General features: G+C 74.7%; 16 protein-coding genes and 1 pseudogene. 4 read left to right on the top strand and 13 right to left on the bottom strand.

The features are described 5' to 3' along the window. Positions 1-508 precede the first annotated feature (508 nt). A complete protein-coding gene (locus PUR61_RS42655) occupies positions 509-844 on the top strand; it encodes a WhiB family transcriptional regulator (RefSeq protein WP_329885356.1) in 336 nt (111 codons plus the stop codon). Between the two features lie 150 nt (positions 845-994). Here the strand turns inward: PUR61_RS42655 and PUR61_RS42660 are convergent, their stop codons facing one another. The 3 genes from PUR61_RS42660 to groES all read right to left on the bottom strand — a co-directional run bounded on the left by PUR61_RS42660 (position 995) and on the right by groES (position 4,253). After that, complete coding sequence (locus tag PUR61_RS42660; RefSeq protein ID WP_329885357.1) at positions 995-1,990, bottom strand: LysR substrate-binding domain-containing protein; 996 nt, start codon at positions 1,988-1,990, stop codon at positions 995-997. A 198-nt stretch (positions 1,991-2,188) separates the two neighbouring features. Next, entirely contained in the window at positions 2,189-3,817 is a 1,629-nt protein-coding gene (gene groL / locus PUR61_RS42665) for a chaperonin GroEL (protein ID WP_329885358.1), read from the bottom strand. Positions 3,818-3,947: 130 nt separating this feature from the next. Continuing rightward, entirely contained in the window at positions 3,948-4,253 is a 306-nt protein-coding gene (groES, locus tag PUR61_RS42670; RefSeq protein WP_014136232.1) for a co-chaperone GroES, read from the bottom strand. A gap of 309 nt (positions 4,254-4,562) precedes the next feature. On the opposite strand from groES, the gene PUR61_RS42675 reads away from it, so the two are divergent. Beyond that, positions 4,563-5,762, top strand: coding sequence for a THUMP-like domain-containing protein (locus tag PUR61_RS42675; protein ID WP_329885359.1), 1,200 nt, complete (start codon positions 4,563-4,565; stop codon positions 5,760-5,762). Here PUR61_RS42675 and PUR61_RS42680 read toward each other — a convergent pair. The 5 genes and pseudogenes from PUR61_RS42680 to tsaB all read right to left on the bottom strand — a co-directional run bounded on the left by PUR61_RS42680 (position 5,738) and on the right by tsaB (position 9,542). Next, positions 5,738-6,694 (bottom strand): polysaccharide deacetylase family protein, encoded by a 957-nt coding sequence (locus PUR61_RS42680; RefSeq protein ID WP_329885360.1) that lies wholly within the window; start codon positions 6,692-6,694, stop codon positions 5,738-5,740. The genes PUR61_RS42675 and PUR61_RS42680 overlap by 25 nt on opposite strands. Positions 6,695-6,837: 143 nt before the next feature. Then, positions 6,838-7,101, bottom strand: a complete 264-nt coding sequence (locus tag PUR61_RS42685; protein ID WP_443035341.1) for a hypothetical protein — start codon at positions 7,099-7,101, stop codon at positions 6,838-6,840. After that, positions 7,098-8,204 (bottom strand): tRNA (adenosine(37)-N6)-threonylcarbamoyltransferase complex transferase subunit TsaD, encoded by a 1,107-nt coding sequence (tsaD, locus tag PUR61_RS42690; RefSeq protein WP_329885361.1) that lies wholly within the window; start codon positions 8,202-8,204, stop codon positions 7,098-7,100. Before tsaD ends, PUR61_RS42685 begins: the two co-directional genes overlap by 4 nt. 166 nt (positions 8,205-8,370) lie before the next feature. Next, a pseudogene (gene rimI, locus PUR61_RS42695) lies at positions 8,371-8,811 on the bottom strand (ribosomal protein S18-alanine N-acetyltransferase); the annotation flags it as partial. 74 nt (positions 8,812-8,885) lie between these two features. Beyond that, positions 8,886-9,542 (bottom strand): tRNA (adenosine(37)-N6)-threonylcarbamoyltransferase complex dimerization subunit type 1 TsaB, encoded by a 657-nt coding sequence (gene tsaB, locus PUR61_RS42700; protein ID WP_329885362.1) that lies wholly within the window; start codon positions 9,540-9,542, stop codon positions 8,886-8,888. A 220-nt stretch (positions 9,543-9,762) separates the two neighbouring features. Here tsaB and PUR61_RS42705 point away from each other — a divergent pair, with 220 nt between their 5' ends. Next, positions 9,763-10,344, top strand: a complete 582-nt coding sequence (locus PUR61_RS42705) for a hypothetical protein (RefSeq protein WP_329885733.1) — start codon at positions 9,763-9,765, stop codon at positions 10,342-10,344. A gap of 96 nt (positions 10,345-10,440) precedes the next feature. On the opposite strand, the gene PUR61_RS42710 is transcribed toward PUR61_RS42705, so the two are convergent. Further along, positions 10,441-10,698, bottom strand: coding sequence for a hypothetical protein (locus tag PUR61_RS42710; protein WP_329885363.1), 258 nt, complete (start codon positions 10,696-10,698; stop codon positions 10,441-10,443). A gap of 141 nt (positions 10,699-10,839) precedes the next feature. Beyond that, positions 10,840-11,337, bottom strand: a complete 498-nt coding sequence (gene tsaE / locus PUR61_RS42715) for a tRNA (adenosine(37)-N6)-threonylcarbamoyltransferase complex ATPase subunit type 1 TsaE (protein ID WP_329885364.1) — start codon at positions 11,335-11,337, stop codon at positions 10,840-10,842. Between the two features lie 295 nt (positions 11,338-11,632). Between tsaE and PUR61_RS42720 the strand changes: the two genes are divergently transcribed. Beyond that, positions 11,633-12,820 (top strand): hypothetical protein, encoded by a 1,188-nt coding sequence (locus tag PUR61_RS42720; protein WP_329885365.1) that lies wholly within the window; start codon positions 11,633-11,635, stop codon positions 12,818-12,820. Positions 12,821-12,912: 92 nt separating this feature from the next. Here the strand turns inward: PUR61_RS42720 and PUR61_RS42725 are convergent, their stop codons facing one another. From PUR61_RS42725 to PUR61_RS42735, 3 genes are all read right to left on the bottom strand, one after another. Continuing rightward, a complete protein-coding gene (locus PUR61_RS42725) occupies positions 12,913-14,163 on the bottom strand; it encodes an alpha/beta fold hydrolase (protein WP_329885366.1) in 1,251 nt (416 codons plus the stop codon). Further along, positions 14,160-15,356, bottom strand: a complete 1,197-nt coding sequence (gene alr, locus PUR61_RS42730) for an alanine racemase (protein WP_329885367.1) — start codon at positions 15,354-15,356, stop codon at positions 14,160-14,162. The genes PUR61_RS42725 and alr overlap by 4 nt, the downstream gene beginning before the upstream one ends. 366 nt (positions 15,357-15,722) lie before the next feature. Continuing rightward, positions 15,723-17,273 (bottom strand): NAD(P)H-hydrate dehydratase, encoded by a 1,551-nt coding sequence (locus tag PUR61_RS42735; protein WP_329885368.1) that lies wholly within the window; start codon positions 17,271-17,273, stop codon positions 15,723-15,725. Positions 17,274-17,332 lie beyond the last annotated feature (59 nt).

Consider the following 17,332-nt stretch of genomic DNA (forward strand, 5'->3'; position numbering starts at 1 on the left):
CACGGCCGATCGGCGACAGACTCCGTGCTGATCGCCTGTGAATCTCCGCGATCGTTCCCGACGTCCGGCGCCCGCTAACCGCCTCCGCACTTCCAACGACCGTCACTCGAATGAGTTACGGCCTTCAGGGCCATCTCCACCACTGTACGTGGCCGACCCGTTACCGATCAGCCGCATCGCGGGGCACACGCCGCTCTTTTGCGCAGCTCGGGCGCGGTGGGCGCACGACCCGCACACCGATTCGGGCCCCCGCGCGCCCGTCGGCCACCCGATTGCCACGTTCGCGCCGGGCGATCGCCGCACCGCCGGGCATGCCCACTTTGCCCTTTTTTATAGCTTTTGTATGGTCATTGACTGTTGTGCCACTCTGTGGGTGACTTGTCCATGGAGTTGCCGTAAGTCATATTTCCAGGTGTCCACACCGGCGCCGGACGCGCCCCGCCGTACCGCCCAGTGCAATCCGCTGGCAGCCGGCGCGCGGTCGACGAGCCTCTGAAGGGAATGAGCCATGGCAGATTTCTCCCGCCTCCCCGGCCCCAACGCGGACCTCTGGGACTGGCAGCTCTCCGCAGCCTGCCGCGGCGTGGACAGTTCGCTCTTCTTCCACCCCGAAGGAGAGCGCGGTGCCGCGCGGAGCTCACGCGAGGCGAGCGCCAAGGAGGTCTGCATGCGCTGCCCCGTGCGCACCGAGTGCGCCGCGCACGCGCTGGCGGTCCGCGAACCGTACGGCGTCTGGGGCGGGCTGACCGAGGACGAGCGCGAGGAGATGATGGGCCGCTCGCGCAACCGCCTGGTGGAGGTGCCGCTCGTCGCACCGGGCGGGGCCCAGCGGTACCTGTCGTAACCGTCCGTGTCCGCCGCGCCGAGAAGAAACGTTTCTTCTCGCGGTGGCGCACGTCAGGGCCCGGCGCCTTACCGGTCGACCCACGGACGGCCGGTCCGGACACGGCCGGACACGGCCGGTGCCGCCCGGCCCCGGTCGACCCGGTCCCGGTCAGCGCCCGGGGCCCGCGCCCGCCAGCCGCTCCAGCATCAGCGCCACCGCCGGCACCTCGGCGAGGTCCGGGAGGGTCAGTGCCACCACCTGCCGCACCGCCGGCGCTCCCGTGGCGGCGTGCACCGCCACCGTCACGACCCCGTCCGGGCGCACCGACTGCAGCGCCAGCCCCGGCAGCACCGCCACCCCGAGCCCGGCGGCGACCAGGCCGACCACCGCGGGGTAGTCGTCGGTCGCGAAGTCGATCCTGGGCTCGAACCCGGCTCCGGCGCAGAGCTCCACCAGGTGCCCGCGGCACTGCGGGCAGCCGGCGATCCACTGCTCGGAGGCCAGCTCGGCCAGCTCCACGGGCCCGCCGCGCCCGGCCAGCCGGTGTCCGGCGGGCAGCAGGCCGACCAGCGGGTCGTCCAGCAGCGGGGTGACCACCAGGTCGGACCAGTCGGTGCCGGCGCTGAGCTGCTGGGCCTCCAGGTTGGCCTCGGCGCGCGCCTCACGGGGCGTGCCGTGCGCGGGCGCCGGCGCGGCGGCGCCGGACGCCTGGGGGTAGCGGAAGGCCAGCGCGACCTCGCACTCGCCGCCGCGCAGCATCGCCAGCGACTCCGGAGGCTCCGCGTCGACCAGCGACACGCGGACCCCCGGATGGCTGTCCCGCAGCCGGGCGACGGCAGGCGGCACCAGAGTGGAACTCGCGGTCGGGAAGGAGACCAGACGCACCCGCCCGGCCCGCAGTCCGGCGATCGCCGCCACCTCCTCCTCGGCGGCGGAGAGCCCGGCGAGGATCCCGGTGGCATGCTTGAGCAGCACCCGTCCGGCCTCGCTCAGCTGCATCCCGCGACCCGAACGGACCACCAGCGGGGTGTCCACGGACTTCTCCAGCGCCTTCATCTGCTGGCTGATGGCGGGTTGCGTACACCCCAGCTCGCGGGCGGCGGCGGAGAAGGATCCGGTGCGGGCGACGGCACGCAGGACGCGCAGGTGGCGGGCCTCGATCATGCCTCAAAGATATAAGTAAATCTTTGCTATCTGCAAAATTCAGATGATAGTTGAAGAGTAAAACTCGCCTACCGGCGCGGTGCGCGCCGGACGCCGCACCTCGGAGCGGCCCGTCAGCGGCGTACCGCGGCCGACACGCCGGAGGCCCGGCCGCGCCCCCGAGGGGCGCGGACCGGGCCTCCGGTCACTGAACGGGTGTCAGTGGGAGTGGCCGTGGCCGCCGTGCGAGTGACCGGCGTCGGCCTCCTCCTCCTTCTTCTCCACCACGAGGGTCTCGGTGGTGAGCAGCAGGGAGGCGATCGAGGCGGCGTTCTCCAGGGCGGAACGGGTGACCTTGACCGGGTCGATGACGCCGGCCTTGATCAGGTCGCCGTACTCGCCCGTGGCGGCGTTGTAGCCCTGGCCCGGCTCCAGCTCGGAGACCTTGGAGGTGATGACGTAACCCTCCAGGCCGGCGTTCTGGGCGATCCAGCGCAGCGGCTCGTGCAGCGCCTTGCGGACGACCGCGACACCGGTCGCCTCGTCGCCCGTCAGGCCCAGGCCGTCGTTCAGCACCTTGGCGGCGTGGACGAGGGAGGCGCCACCACCGGCGACGATGCCCTCCTCGACCGCGGCACGGGTCGCCGAGATGGCGTCCTCCAGGCGGTGCTTGCGCTCCTTCAGCTCCACCTCGGTGGCGGCACCGACACGGATGACGCAGACGCCGCCGGCCAGCTTGGCCAGGCGCTCCTGCAGCTTCTCGCGGTCCCAGTCCGAGTCGGTGTTGGCGATCTCGCCCTTGATCTGGGCGACGCGGCCGGCCACGGCCTCGCTGTCGCCGGCACCGTCGACGATGGTGGTCTCGTCCTTGGTGATGGTCACGCGGCGGGCGCTGCCCAGCACGTCCAGACCGGCCTGGTCGAGCTTGAGGCCGACCTCCTCGGAGATCACGGTGCCACCGGTCAGGGTGGCGAGGTCGCCCAGGATCGCCTTGCGGCGGTCACCGAAGCCCGGGGCCTTGACGGCCACGGCGTTGAAGATGCCGCGGATCTTGTTCACCAGGAGGGTCGACAGCGCCTCGCCGTCGACGTCCTCGGCGATGATCAGCAGCGGGCGGGAGGTACCGCCCTGCACGACCTTCTCCAGCAGCGGCAGGAGCTCCTGGATGGAGGAGATCTTGCCCTGGTTGATCAGGATGTACGGGTCCTCCAGGACCGCCTCCTGCCGCTCCGCGTCGGTGACGAAGTACGGCGACAGGTAGCCCTTGTCGAACTGCATGCCCTCGGTGAAGTCCAGCTCCACGCCGAAGGTGTTCGACTCCTCGACGGTGATGACACCGTCCTTGCCGACCTTGTCGATCGCCTCGGCGATGAGCTCGCCGACCTGGGTGTCCTGCGCGGAGAGGGTCGCGACGGCGGCGACGTCGTCCTTGCCCTCGATCTCGCGGGCGATGGACAGCAGGTGCTCGGAGACGGCGGCGACGGCCTTGTCGATGCCCTTCTTCAGAGCGGCCGGGCCGGCACCGGCGGCGACGTTGCGCAGACCCTCGTTCACCAGGGCCTGGGCCAGCACGGTGGCGGTGGTGGTGCCGTCACCCGCGACGTCGTTGGTCTTGGTGGCGACCTCCTTGACGAGCTGCGCGCCAAGGTTCTCGTACGGGTCGTCGAGCTCGACCTCACGGGCGATGGTGACACCGTCGTTGGTGATGGTCGGAGCACCGAACTTCTTGTCGATGACGACGTTGCGGCCCTTGGGGCCGATGGTCACCTTGACGGTGTCGGCCAGCTTGTTGACACCGCGCTCCAGCGAGCGGCGCGCGTCCTCGTTGAACTGCAGGATCTTCGCCATGTTCCCTATTCCCTCGGGGCTGCGGCCGTCGCGGCCGCTCGACTACGTGAACCAACAACCACGCCCCGGGCCCCTGTCACTAGGGACACGGATCCGGGGCGGGTCGGGACGTCTTACTTCTCGGTGCTGCTTACTTCTCGATGATGGCGAGAACGTCGCGAGCCGAGAGGACGAGGTACTCCTCGCCCTGGTACTTCACCTCGGTGCCGCCGTACTTCGAGTACAGGACGATGTCACCGACGGCGACGTCGAGCGGCAGACGCTGGCCGTCCTCGAAGCGACCCGGGCCGACAGCCAGGACGACGCCCTCCTGGGGCTTCTCCTTGGCCGTGTCCGGGATAACCAGGCCGGAGGCCGTGGTGGTCTCGGCGTCGAGCGGCTGGACCACGATGCGGTCCTCGAGCGGCTTGATGGCAACCTTGCTGCTGGTGGTCACGTCCGAGCTCCCCTTCGGAGATTACGGGGCTTACTAACGGGTAGGGGCGAACCTGCGGATCTGCCGTCGCGGGGGTCAGAAACGCCTCTTCGCGTTAGCACTCCCCCCGTGGAGAGTGCTAGGCATGACCATAGGCCGCGGTTAGCACTCAGTCAACCAGAGTGCCAACGGCGCGCCCCCGGACCCCGGGATACGGGCGAGTAGCCGCACTCACGTTCGGGTCGTTCCCCCGACCGCACACACGTCCCGTGATCGAGACCTCCGGACGCACCGGCCCGTCCCGGCGCACCGACCGGGGAGAATGGGCCCGTGGAGACCGACAACCTGCAGCCCCTGCTGACCGACCGGGGCCAGGCCCTGCTCGCCGAACTGCGCGAGTTCGCGCCGGAGGAGGAGCTGGCGCTGGCCACCCGGCTGCGCAGGGAGCACCCCGCCGAGCTGGTGTCCGCCGCCTTCGGGCAGGCCCGGCTCCGGCAGCGGGCGCGGGCCAAGTTCGGTGCGGACGCCGATCTCATGTACTTCACGCCCGACGGCGTCGAGCAGTCCACCCGGCGCAGCGTCGCCGAGTGGCGGGCCCACCGCTTCGCGGACCTCGGCGTGCGGCGGCTGGCCGACCTCTGCTGCGGGGTCGGCGGCGACGTGCTGGCACTGGCCCGGGCGGGGATCGAGGTCCTCGCCGTCGACCGGGACCCGGCCGCCTGCGCGGCCACTGCGGCCAACGCGGCCGCGCTGGGCCTGACCGACCTGGTCGAGGTGCGCTGCGCGGACGTCGCCGACATCGACGTCGCCGGCTACGACGCGGTCTTCACCGACCCGGCCCGGCGCACCGCGCGCGGCCGGGTCTTCGACCCCGAGGCGTACGCCCCGCCGCTCTCCTGGGCGATCGGGGCCGGCCGGCGCACCCCGATCGGCGCGCTCAAGGTGGCACCGGGCATCCCGCACGAGGCGGTGCCGGCCGACGCCGAGGCCGAGTGGGTCTCCGACCACGGCGACGTCAAGGAGGCCGTGCTCTGGTTCGGCACCGGGGCCGCCGGCCCGCACCGCGCCACCCTGCTCCCCGGTAGGACGAGCCTGACCGGCGGCGACCTGCCCGACCCGCCGGCCGGCCCGGTCGGCCGCTACCTGTACGAGCCGGACGGCGCGGTGATCCGGGCCCACCTGGTCGCCGAGGTGGCCGGGCAGGTGAACGGCCGGCTGATCGACCCGAAGATCGCCTACGTCACCTCGGACGAGCTGGTCGCCACCCCGTACGCGCACGCCTTCGAGCTGACCGACGTGCTGCCGTTCCACATCAAGAAGCTGAAGGCACTGCTGCGCGAGCGGGGCGTCGGCACGGTGGTGATCAAGAAGCGCGGAATGGCGATCACCCCGGAGGAGCTGCGCCGCCAGCTGAAGCCGTCAGGCCCGAACTCCGTCACGGTGATCCTCAGCCGGACCGACAACGGGCCGCTGATGATGCTCGGACGGCCCGTCCGGGCCGACGCTCAGGCGGCGGGCGACTCGATGTAGTCCTCCAGCCGGGCCACCGCGAAGCCCTGCTCCTGGATCCGGGCCAGCATCTCGCCGAACATCTGCGTCATCGTCTCGCCCTTGAGGTCCTTCGGGCCCCGGAAGTGGGCCAGGACGATGTCACCGGGCCGGAGCTTCTTGTCCGCCGCCTGGTACTGCATGTCGTGGATCTGCATCGACTCCCGCCAGAGCACGACGGCCCTGGGTCCGCACTGCTGCACCGCGTCGTTGAGCGCCGCCGTGTGGGCGCCGTCGCCGTACGGCGGGCGGAAGAGCAGCGGGGCGGTGCCGTACTGCTGGGTGAAGGCGGTCTGGGCGTCGCAGATCTCGGACCGCTGCCTCTCCGGCGTGACCTTGCTCAACTGGGCGTGGCCCACGGTGTGGTTGTGGACGTGGTTGCCGAGCGCCTGGAGCCGCTTGAAGTAGCCGTAGTCGTCCTTGACGACGTCGCGGGTCAGGAACATCGAGACGGGCACCTTGAGGTCGGTCAGCATCTCGACGAACCGCGGGTCCTTCTCGGCGCCGTCGTCGATGGTGACGAAGACGACCTTGTCGGTGGTCCGCACCTCGCTGAACACCGGGACGGGCCCGCTCCGCCGGAGCTTCACCGGCTTGTCGGCCGGCGCCGGCGGCGCGGGCGGCAGCGGCTTGAGGTTCCACCTGGCCCAGGCGGCCGGATCCCCGGCGGCGGGAACGGGGGCGGGGGCCGGCGGCGGCGTCACAGGCTGCTGCGGCGCGGCCGAGGAGGAGGCGGCGCCCCGGTCGGCCGGGGTGGAGACCGCCGCGGCGGGCGGGCCGCCGGTCCCGCCGCCGCTGCCGCACCCGGAGACGGCGGTGAGCAGCGCCATCGCCCCCACCGCGTACGTCGTCGTCCTGCCCCGCCCGTGCCTCTTCACCGCGCCGTGCTCCCCGGTCCCGTCCAGCGATCTCATCGCCTTGCACGGTAGCGGTCACGTGTTCGGTTCCCGGTCGGGCCTTCGAGCAGCCGATCGGCGGGGGTGGAGGCGGGTCGGGCGGCGCGGGGTCGGACGGCGCGGGGTCGGACGGCGGGGGGTCGGACGGCGCGGGGCGGGGGCTACTCCACGTGCTCGCTGGTGAAGGACCACCGGTGGACCGGACGGCCCAGCAGCCCGGCGGGCGGCTCGACCACCGGCACCGGCTCGCCGGTCCACCAGGTGATCAGCAGCACGCGCCCACCCGGAGCGGCGAACAGCTCGGTGCGGACCAGCCCGGCCGTACCGCGCAGCGCGGGCAACGCGACCTCGCGCACCCAGGCGGAGAGCTCGGCGGCGCGTCCGTCGGCCGCCCGGGCCTCCCACATCGCGGCGGTGGTGGTCACTTCTGCTGCCCGGTCAGCGCGTCGTACGCCTGGCCGTGGACGTCGCCGTGCACGGCTGCGGCGTCCGGCACGTGGACCTCGGTGACCGGCAGCGAGGAGTCGGCCGACAGGGCGAGGGAGGACGGCGCGCGGTTGCGCCAGACCATCTCGGCGCCGAGCGCGGCGACCATCGCGCCATTGTCGGTGCACAGGCCCGGCCGCGGCACCCGGAGCCGGATACCGGCCTTGTCACAGCGCTGCTGGGCCATCTCGCGCAGCCGCGAGTTCGCCGCCACGCCGCCGCCGATCATCAGGTGGTCGACGCCGCTGTCCTTGCACGCCTTGACCGCCTTGCGGGTCAGCACGTCGGTGACGGCCTCCTGGAAGGACGCCGCGACGTCCGCGACCGGCACCTCCTCCCCGGCCCGGCGCTTCGCCTCGACCCAGCGGGCGACGGCGGTCTTCAGCCCGGAGAAGGAGAAGTCGTACTCCGGGTCCCTGGGGCCGGTCAGGCCGCGCGGGAAGGCGATCGCCCCGGGGTCACCCTCGCGGGCCCTGCGGTCCACCACCGGGCCGCCGGGGAAGCCCAGTCCGAGCACCCGGGCGACCTTGTCGAAGGCCTCGCCTGCCGCGTCGTCGATGGTCGCGCCGAGCGGGCGGACGTCACTGGTGATGTCCGCGCTGAGCAGCAGCGAGGAGTGCCCGCCGGAGACCAGCAGGGCCATCGTCGGCGACGGCAGCCGGCCGTGCTCCAGCTGGTCCACGCAGATGTGCGAGGCGAGGTGGTTGACCCCGTAGAGCGGCTTGTCGAGGGCCCACGCGTACGCCTTGGCGGCGCTCACGCCGACCAGCAGCGCGCCCGCCAGGCCCGGGCCGGCCGTGACGGCGATGCCGTCCAGGTCGCCGGCCTTGACGCCGGCGGTCTCCAGGGCGCGCTCGATGGTCGGGACCATCGCTTCCAGGTGCGCGCGGCTGGCGATCTCGGGGACGACGCCGCCGAACCGGGCGTGGTCGTTGACGCTGGAGGCGACCGCGTCGGCGAGCAGGGTGGTGCCGCGCACGATGCCGACGCCGGTCTCGTCGCAGGAGGTCTCGATACCGAGGACGAGCGGTTCGTCAGCCATGGCGGGTGTCCTTCTTCACATCCGGTCGCGGGAGGTCCGCGGATTCGTCGAGGCCGTCGGGGCCCTCAGGGCCGTCGGGGGCGTCGGGGGCGTCGCCGTCGGGAAGCTCGTCCCCCTCGGGCGCGTCGCCGTCGAGGAGGTCGTCGAGGTCGGCCGGGTCGTCGCGGTCGGCGAGGTCGAGGCGCATCACCAGGGCGTCGACGTTGGCGGGCTGGTAGTAGCCGCGCCGGATGCCGACCGGTTCGAAGCCGAAGCGCTCGTACAGCCGCTGGGCGCGCGGGTTGTCCACCCGGACCTCCAGCAGCAGCTCGACGCACCCGCGTCGGACCGCCTCCCGGACCAGGTCGGTGAGCAGGGCCGTACCGAGGCCGGTCCCCTGCCTGCGCCCGTCGACGGCGATGGTCTGCACGTCGCCCTCGCCGGCCACCGCCATCAGTCCGGCGTAGCCGACGACGGCGCCGTCCGGGGCGGCGGCGACGGTGTAGTGGCGGGTGCCGCCGGGGTGGGTCTCGGCCAGCTCGGACCAGTACATCCCGGTGGACCAGGCGTCCTCGGGGAAGAGCTCCAGCTCCAGCTCCATCACCGGGGCGATGTCCCACCAGCGCATCGGGCGCAGGGTGACGGCCCCGGGGGCGTCCGCGGCCGGGACGGCCGGAGCGGGGCCGGTGGTACTCGGGCCGGTCACGCCGGGAGCACCGCCTTGTAGCCGGCCGGCACCTGCGCGTCCGGCCGGCGCAGGTAGAGCGGGGCGTTCGGCAGCAGCTCGCGGCCGGCGGCCAGCTCGGCGACGGCGAAGTCGGCGAGCGCACCGGCCGAGACGTGCTCGGGTCCCTGGGCGCCGGGGAAGGCGTCCGGGTAGAGCAGCGCACCGGCGCCGACGGACCGCGGCAGCGGGGTCAGCTCGGCCGGGCGGTCCACCGCCGGGCCCTCGGTACGGCGGCCCTCGGCGTCGTACGAGGCCCAGTAGACCTCCTTGCGGCGCGCGTCGGTGGCGACCGTGAACGGTTCGCCCGCCAGCCCCTCGGCGCGGGCCCGGTGGGCGATCGCGTCCAGGGTGCAGACGCCGTGCACCGGGAGGCCGAGCGCGTGCCCGAGCGCGGCGGCGGTCACCAGACCGACCCGCAGCCCGGTGTACGGGCCCGGGCCGACGCCCACGGCGATGCCGGTCAGCCGGTGCTTGTCGACACCGGCCGCCCGCAGTACCTGGTCGATGGTGGGCAGCAGGAGTTCGCCGTGACGTCTGGCGTCGACCTGGTCGGTCTGGGCGAGGACCGCGGTGCCGTCGTGGACGGCGGCGGTGACGGCGGGGGTAGCGGTGTCGAACGCGAGCAGCAGCACGGGTCAAGGTTAGACCGGTCGGCGGGTGACCGGTCGGGCCGCCCGCCCCGGGGCGCCGCCCCCGCCGCGCCGCGGTCATCTGCTCCGATCATCTGCTCCGCCCGATCGAAAACCCGCACCGGTCCGGAACACACGTCCGGCACGATGCGGACCGGCCGGACGAACCTGGCACGATGGGGCCGACGGTTTTGGGACGGCGGTGGGAGCACACGTGGCGAAGATGGGTCCTGGAGTGGTGGTCACGGGGCTGACCCTGGGGGCCCTGGCAGTGGTGAGCCTGCTGGCCTTCCAGGCCAACGGCGCGCAGGACCGGGCGGTCGCCGCCGGTCCGAGCACGAGCGTCGCGGCCTCGTCCAGCGGGCCGGTCGCCTCGGCCACCCCGACCGCCTCGCCCACACCGACCGTCCCGGCGCTGCCCACCACCGGCGCGGGCACCGGGCTGCGGGTCGTCTACTCGGTCAGCGGCCACTACGTCTGGCTGGTCGACCCGAAGAAGACCCCCCAGCTGGTGGCCGCCTTCCCGGTCACCCCGGGCACGGTCGAGCCGACCCCCGGCAGCTACCTGGTCTACAGCCGGACCCCGACCACCACCGGCACCGACGGCCGGCAGATCGAGCACGTGGTGCGCTTCGCCCAGCAGAACGGCGTGGTGTTCGGCTTCAGCGCGGCCGTCGACGGCGCCACCGGCACGCCGACCGCCGACCCGAAGGCCAAGACCGGCGGCATCCGCAGCGGCCGGCAGGAGGGTCAGCTGCTCTGGGACTTCGCACCCAAGGACACCAAGGTGGTCGTGATCGCCTGACCGTCCCCCCACCGGACCGCACGAAGTCCGCAGGGCGGGATCGGCCCCGACCGGGGGCCGCACCCGACCGGGAGCCGCACCCGGGCGCGGTCCGGCCTACGCGGCGGCGCGACGGGTGTGGTGCGCGCCGGTGTCCGCCCGCACGACGGCGTCCGAGGGATCCGCGGGCTCCGGGGCTTCCGCCGCGTCCGTGGTGACTGCGGCCGTACGCCGCCGGGGCGGGGTGGAGACGGCCTCCGCCGCGGCGCAGGACGCCAGCAGGGCCCGCATCGGCTCCCCGGGGGCTCGGCGGGCGGGCTCTCCGGCCCCGGCACCGCGCGGCGCGCGCTCCGGGACGGGGGTGGTGCTCGACATGGCGCCTCCCTAGTTAGGCACACCTAACCGCAGCACCCATCCCACCACGCCCGGGACCTCGCCCGCAACATCTTCCCGACAGGCTGTCGGCAAGCCCGTGCGGGCCGGGCCCTCTCTTCCGCAGGAGAGGGCCCGGCCCCTTCAGGCCAGCGCGGACAGCTCCACCGCGTCCCAGCGTCCGCCGATCCCGGTCAGCACCACCTGGCGCGGGTCCAGGTCGTCCGCCTCCGCGCCGACGCCGATCGCCCGCTCGATCCGGACCTCCAGCCGGTTCTCGGAGAGCCGCTCGACCTTGCCCTCGCCCCACTCGACCACCACCACCGACTCGGGCAGCGAGACGTCCAGGTCGAGGTCCTCCATCTCGTCCAGGTCCCCGCCCAGCCGGTACGCGTCCACGTGCACCAGTGCCGGGCCGCCCACCAGCGACGGGTGCACCCGGGCGATCACGAAGGTCGGCGAGGTGACGGCTCCGCGCACGCCGAGCCCCTCGCCCAGCCCCCGGGTCAGCGTGGTCTTCCCGGCCCCCAGCTCGCCCGAGAGCAGCACCAGGTCCCCCGGCCGCAGGAGTGCGGCCAGCTCCCGGCCGAGCCGGCCCATCCGCTCGGGAGTGGCGACGGTGAGAGTGGCGTGCGAGCCCATGCGCGAATCAAGCCCTTCGGTCCGTACGGCGGCGCACCGACCGTCGGGCGCCCCCGCTACCGTGCCACATCCCGGGCCGCACCCGTGGCCGGGCCCGGTCTGTCCCGATGTGATCATCTTTGCCGCCGACAGGTCGCCGGCACCGGGCCCGCCGTCGGTGACCCGCTCCCGGGAGGCTTCCCGCGAACCGCTACCGTCTGCTTCCGAACCGTCCTCCGGACCGCCGACGCCCCCGTCCGCCGTCCGGGTCCCCGCCTCCGGGCCCGCCGGCCCGGTCTCCCGATGAGGTCCACCGATGAAGCTCCGTCGCGGTCTCGCGATACCCGCCGTCGCCGCCCTGGCCTCGGCCTCCGTCATCGCCGCCGCCCCCGCCGCTCAGGCCGCCCCGGCGGCGGGCACCGCCGCCGTCGCCGCCGCACGGGCCGCCTCCGGCCCGCAGGCGCCGCCGGTGCTGACCTTCAAGAACTTCCCGGCCCGGGTCGTCGCGGGCGCCCCGGCCGCCGCCTTCTCCGCCGAGGTCGCCAACACGTCCGGACGCGACATGATCATCGAGCCGATGATGGTGTTCGGCTCGGAGCACGGCAAGCTGACCACGGGCCAGATCAAGCTCCAGTTCCAGGACGTCGACACCCACGCCTGGCGGGACGCCACACCGTCGACCGCCGGGCTGCGCGCCCCGGTGCTCGACCTCGGCGAGCTGCTCTACCTGCCGAACGGCGACTCGCTCACCTTCCAGTTCAGGCTGGCCCTGACCGCCGACGTGGTCGCGGACGACGCCGTCGCCCAGCTGTCGATGTTCTTCGACGACCCGGACGAGGACCCCGCCGAGGGACCGAGCTGGGCCTTCGGGCCCAAGGGCGCCTTCGTCATCGGCACCGGCGAGGGGACGACGGCAAGCCCGTCCACCTCCGCCGGACCGTCGGCCACAGCCACCGCCACCGCCACCGGCACGCCGACCGGTACGCCGTCGGCCACGGCGACCCCGTCGACCACCCCGTCGACCACGGCCACGGCCTCGCCGAGTTCCACGGCCACCCCGACCGGTACGCCGTCGGCCACCGCGACCGCCACCGCGACCGCGACGAGCACCGCGACCCCGACGGCCACCCCGAAGCCGACCGCCACGGGCAGCCCGAGCCCCACGGCCGGCGCCACGGCGTCCGCCTCCGCCTCCCCGTCGGCCACCCCGACCGCCACCACCGGCGCCCCCGCGCCCGCCACCGGCGGCGCCGCGCAGATCACCCTCCCCGACGCCGCCGCCTTCCAGCAGGCCGCGGCCGCCAAGCCCCGGCCCACCGCCGAGGCGGTCGCCAAGGCCAAGGCGAAGGCCGCCGGCCGCCCGTCCGGCGGCAGCAACCTGGCCACCACCGGCGGTGGCGGCGACGACACCTCCGCCCTCGCGGTGGTCGGCGGTGCGGTGCTGGCCGTCGGCATCGGCACGCTCGTCGTGCTGCGCCGCCGCAAGGGCGGCGCGGACGCCTGACACCCGGCCCCGCACCCACCGCGAACCGGTGGCCCTGCCCCTGCGGACAGGGGCCGGGCGTTCCGGCCGCCCGGCGGCGGGCCGGGCGGCGGCTACGCCGGCTCGCGCAACGAGGCCGGGAGCGGGGCCGCACCCCGGTAGGCGGCGGCCCGCTCCAGCAGGGTGACCAGCCGCTGGTTGACGAGGTCCGGCCGCTCCAGCATCACCAGGTGCCCGGCGTCCTCGACCAGGACCAGCTCCGCGCCGGGCAGCTGGCCGGCCATCACCTCACCGTGGCCGGGCGGGGTCAGCAGGTCCTTCGTGCCGGTCAGCACCAGGGTGGGAACGCCGCGCAGGGCACCCAGCGCCTCGGTCTTCTCGTGCGCGGCGAAGACCGGGTAGAACTCCGCCACCACGTCGATCGGCGTCGCGTCCAGCAGCTGCTCGGCGAACCGGACCACCCCGGGGTCGACGTCCTTCCCTCCGAAGGAGAAACGCCGGTAGAACACGGCGCTGACGTCGGCCCCCAGCCGGCGGCTCGCCTCGACCAGGTCGACCTGACGACCGAGCAGCTTCACCATGCCGGGCGCGACCCGCTTGAACAGCTTCGCCCCCACCGCGGGCAGGCCGAGGGTCACCGCGTCCCAGTTCCCCGCCAGGGTGCCGATCAGCCCGACCCCGGCGACCCGGTCGCGGAACAGCTCCGGATGCTGGTCGGCCAGCGCCATCACCGTCATGCCGCCCATCGAATGGCCGACCAGGACCAGCGGACCGGTGGGCGCGACGGCGTCGAGCACGGCCTTGAGGTCGCCGCCCAGCTGGTCGATGCTGGCCGGCTCACCCGCCAGGTAGGAGCGGGACCGCTCCGAGCGCCCGTGGCTGCGCTGGTCCCAGAAGACCAGCCGCAGACCGGCGCGGAGCGCGGCGCGCTGGAAGTGCCAGCTGTCCTGGCTGAGGCAGTAGCCGTGGCAGAAGACCACGGTCAGCGGCTCCGGGCCGGAGTCCGGACCGGTGTTCCCAGCGGCATCCGCGCCGGCGTCCGGCCAGCCGGTGCCGTCCACCTCCACGTACAGCTCGGTGCCGTCGGTGGCGGTCACCGTCCGGGGGCGACCGCGCAGCGAGCCGTACGCGGCCTTGGCGTCCAGCTCCGCGCGGGCCCGGCGGCGCATCGCCCGGCCGACCGTCAGACGCTCTATCGCCACGCCGGCCGCGGCACCCGCCGCGAGCACGCCGACCGAGATCCCGATCAGGCCGGCCCGGCTCACCCCGGAGGCCGCACCGGACGCGGCACCCGCCACCTCCGCGGCCTTCCCGGCCGCCTTGGCCACCGTCGCGACCGGGTCCGCGCCGGGCTGCCCGCTCATCCGAGCGGCTCCCCGTCCAGCCCGCCGACGTAGCGGCGCGGCACCCGGGAGCCGATCCGGGTCACGATCTCGTAGGAGATGGTGCCGCAGGCGCGGCCCCAGTCCTCGGCGGTCGGCTCGCCCCGGTCGCCATTGCCGAACAGCAGCACCTCGTCGCCGACCGGCGGGGTGTCGCCGCCCAGGTCGACGACGAACTGGTCCATCGCCACCCGGCCGGCCACCGTCCGCCACTTGCCGTCGATCTGCACCGGGCCGGTGCCGCTCGCGTGCCGGGGGACGCCGTCGCCGTAGCCGACCGGGACGAGGCCCAGCGTGGTCGGACCGGGGGTCGTGTAGTGGTGGCCGTAGCTGACGCCGTGCCCGCCGGGGACGTGCTTCACCAGGGCGAGCCGGGCGCTCAGCGACATCACCGGGCGGAGGCCGAAGTCGGCCGGCGAGCCGACCTCGGGGACGGGCGACAGCCCGTACACGGCCAGGCCGGTGCGGACCATGTCGAAGTGCGACTGCGGGAGCAGCAGGGTGGCGGGCGAATTGGCCAGGTGGCGGACCTCCGGCCGAAGCCCGGCCGCCTCGGCGGTGACCAGCGCGGCGCGGTAGGCGTCCAGCTGGGCCTGGATCGACGGGTGGCCGGGCTCGTCGGCGGCCGCGAAGTGCGACCAGACGCCGACCACGGTGAGCAGGCCGTCCAGCTCGGCGCGGCGGGCGGCGGCGACCAGGTCGGGCCAGTCGTGCGGCTGGCAGCCGTTGCGGCCCAGGCCGGTGTCGGCCTTCAGGTGCACCCGGGCCGGCAGCCCGGTGCCGCGGACGGCGGCGAGCAGCTCGTCCAGCGCCCACCGGCCGCTGACCGAGATGTCGATGTCGGCGAGCAGCGCCTCACGCCACGGGCCGCCGGGGGTCCAGAGCCAGCACAGGACGCGGGCCTGGTCGGGGCGGATGCCGGCGGCGCGCAGGGCGAGCGCCTCCTCCGGCGTCGCGGTGCCCAGCCAGCCGACCCCTGCGGCGACCGCCTCCCGGGCGCACCGGACCGCGCCGTGGCCGTAGGCGTCCGCCTTGACCGCGGCCATCACCGCGGCGCCTCCGACGCGCTCGCGCAGCGCGTCGAGGTTGCCGCGCAGGGCGGCCAGATCGATGGTCGCCTCGGCCCGCGCTCCTTCGGTGAGGGTGGCCGTAGCGATCGTGTTCGCAGTTGTCATCAGGGTCAGTCTCCCAGACGTCCCAGGGTCCTCGCCGAACGGCCCGTCGGCACGCCGCCCCGGGGCGCCGCCGCCGAGCGGCCCGCACAACCCGCCGTCCCTTACCGGACGCCCACGAATCACCCGCCGGTTCCTTCCCCCCTCCCCCCACCCGCCCCGACCGTCCCGGCCTCCCCGGCCTCCCCGGCCCCCGCAGCGGACGAGGAGCAGGCCGATCGGCCAGGAGAGGGCGACGACCGCAGTACGCGCACCGGACGTCGGACGGGCCGACTTCTCGTGCGCGCCCGGCGAGCCGAGGGCGGGGCGCAGGGGCCGACGGGCGCCCGGGCAGCTCGACGGAGGCCGGTCGGTACGTTCCGGCGCGCGTCAGCCCCCGGAGGCCACAGCGGCCGCGGAACCCTCAGAACCCTCTGAGCCCTCGGCCGACCGGACGTCGCGCCAGGCGGCGGGAAGGGCTGCCGCCACCTGGAGGGCGGTGACGGGCGCCCCGGGACTACCGGCCGCGCCGCGGGCGGCGAGGCCGTGCAGGTACGCGGCCACCGAGGCGGCGTCCAGCGGGGAGAGCCCGGTGGCCAGCAGCGAACCGGCCAGGCCCGCCAGCACGTCGCCGCTGCCGGCCGTCGCCAGCCAGGCGCTGCCGGTCGGGTTCACCCGCACCGCGCCGCCCGGGTCGGCGATCACCGTCGTCGAGCCCTTCAGCAGCACCGTCGCCCGGTAGGCGGCGGCGAGCCGGCGGGCCGTGGCCAGCCGGGTGGCGGCCAGCTCGTCGGCGGCCGGCGGCCTGGCCTCACCGCCCGCGGCACCCGCCGCCTCACCCGCGCCCGCCAGCAGGCGGGCCGCCTCGCCCGTGTGCGGGGTCAGCAGCGTGGGCGCCGTCCGCCCGGCGAGCACCTGCGGCCCGAGGCGGGCCAGTTCGGTCAGCCCGTCCGCGTCCACCAGCACCGGGACGTCGCTCGCCAGCGCCTCCGTGAGCGCCCGCTCCGCCCCCTCGCCGCCGCCCGGTCCGACCACCCAGGCCTGCACCCGCCCCGCCCCGGCCGGCCCGCCCTCGGTGACCAGCGCCTCCGGGAACCGCCGCACCACCTCCTCGGCCGCCGTCCCCACGTACCGCACCGCACCGGCGCCACCGCTCAGCGCCCCGGCCACCGCGAGCAGCGCGGCCCCGGGGTACCGCGACGAGCCGGCCGCCACCCCGACCACGCCGCGCCGGTACTTGTCGCTCTCCGCCCCCGGCACCGGCAGCAGCGCGGCCACGTCGTCGTGCTGCGGGGCCGCCACCGCGGCCGGCGGCAGCTCCAGCCCGATCCCCACCAGCTGCACCACCCCCGCGTACGAGGCGCCCGGATCGATCAGCAGCCCCGGCTTGTACGTGCCGAAGCAGACCGTCACGTCCGCCCGGAGCGCCACGCCCGCCACCTCGCCGGTGTCGGCGTCCACCCCGCTCGGCACGTCCACGGCCACCACCACCCCGTCCCGGCCGGCGCGGGCGTACGGCCGCGCCTCCGGCCGCAGGCCGCCCCGCCCGCCGATGCCGACGATGCCGTCCAGCACCAGGTCCGCGCGCGAGAAGTCGGCCAGGCCGACTTCCTGCTCCGGCACCACCCGCCCGCCGGCCGACCGGAGAGCCGCGAGGCCCCCTGCGTGGGCCCGCTCGGGTGCGAGCAGCACCGCCGCCACCCGCGCGCCGCGCCGGGCCAGCGCCGCGCCCGCGTACAGGGCGTCGCCCCCGTTGTCCCCGCTGCCCGCCAGGACCACCACCCGGCTGCCGTAGACCCGGCCCCGACGGCGGGTCAGCAGCCGGGCGCAGGTCACGGCGAGGCCGGCGGCGGCCCGCTGCATCAGGGTGCCCTCCGGCAGCGCGGCCATCAGTTCGGCCTCGGCGGCCCGGACCTGGTCGACGCGGTGAGCACTGCGCATGAGGGGTTCCCCCGGTCTTCGGCGACGGACGACGGATAGGGACGACGGCTACCGCCGAC

Origin of the sequence: Streptomyces sp. BE20 (assembly GCF_036322525.1) — a bacterium.
In the GTDB taxonomy this organism is placed as follows: domain Bacteria; phylum Actinomycetota; class Actinomycetes; order Streptomycetales; family Streptomycetaceae; genus Kitasatospora.

What these genes read in the sequence shown, in the direction of transcription:
- groL (WP_329885358.1), bottom strand. Translation starts at nt 3,817, where the DNA reads ATGGCGAAGATCCTGCAGTTCAACGAGGACGCGCGCCGCTCGCTGGAG.
- PUR61_RS42710 (WP_329885363.1), bottom strand. Translation starts at nt 10,698, where the DNA reads ATGTCGAGCACCACCCCCGTCCCGGAGCGCGCGCCGCGCGGTGCCGGG.
- PUR61_RS42705 (WP_329885733.1), top strand. Translation starts at nt 9,763, where the DNA reads ATGGGTCCTGGAGTGGTGGTCACGGGGCTGACCCTGGGGGCCCTGGCA.
- PUR61_RS42655 (WP_329885356.1), top strand. Translation starts at nt 509, where the DNA reads ATGGCAGATTTCTCCCGCCTCCCCGGCCCCAACGCGGACCTCTGGGAC.
- PUR61_RS42720 (WP_329885365.1), top strand. Translation starts at nt 11,633, where the DNA reads ATGAAGCTCCGTCGCGGTCTCGCGATACCCGCCGTCGCCGCCCTGGCC.
- PUR61_RS42725 (WP_329885366.1), bottom strand. Translation starts at nt 14,163, where the DNA reads ATGAGCGGGCAGCCCGGCGCGGACCCGGTCGCGACGGTGGCCAAGGCG.
- PUR61_RS42735 (WP_329885368.1), bottom strand. Translation starts at nt 17,273, where the DNA reads ATGCGCAGTGCTCACCGCGTCGACCAGGTCCGGGCCGCCGAGGCCGAA.
- PUR61_RS42680 (WP_329885360.1), bottom strand. Translation starts at nt 6,694, where the DNA reads ATGAGATCGCTGGACGGGACCGGGGAGCACGGCGCGGTGAAGAGGCAC.
- PUR61_RS42660 (WP_329885357.1), bottom strand. Translation starts at nt 1,990, where the DNA reads ATGATCGAGGCCCGCCACCTGCGCGTCCTGCGTGCCGTCGCCCGCACC.
- tsaE (WP_329885364.1), bottom strand. Translation starts at nt 11,337, where the DNA reads ATGGGCTCGCACGCCACTCTCACCGTCGCCACTCCCGAGCGGATGGGC.
- alr (WP_329885367.1), bottom strand. Translation starts at nt 15,356, where the DNA reads ATGACAACTGCGAACACGATCGCTACGGCCACCCTCACCGAAGGAGCG.
- tsaD (WP_329885361.1), bottom strand. Translation starts at nt 8,204, where the DNA reads ATGGCTGACGAACCGCTCGTCCTCGGTATCGAGACCTCCTGCGACGAG.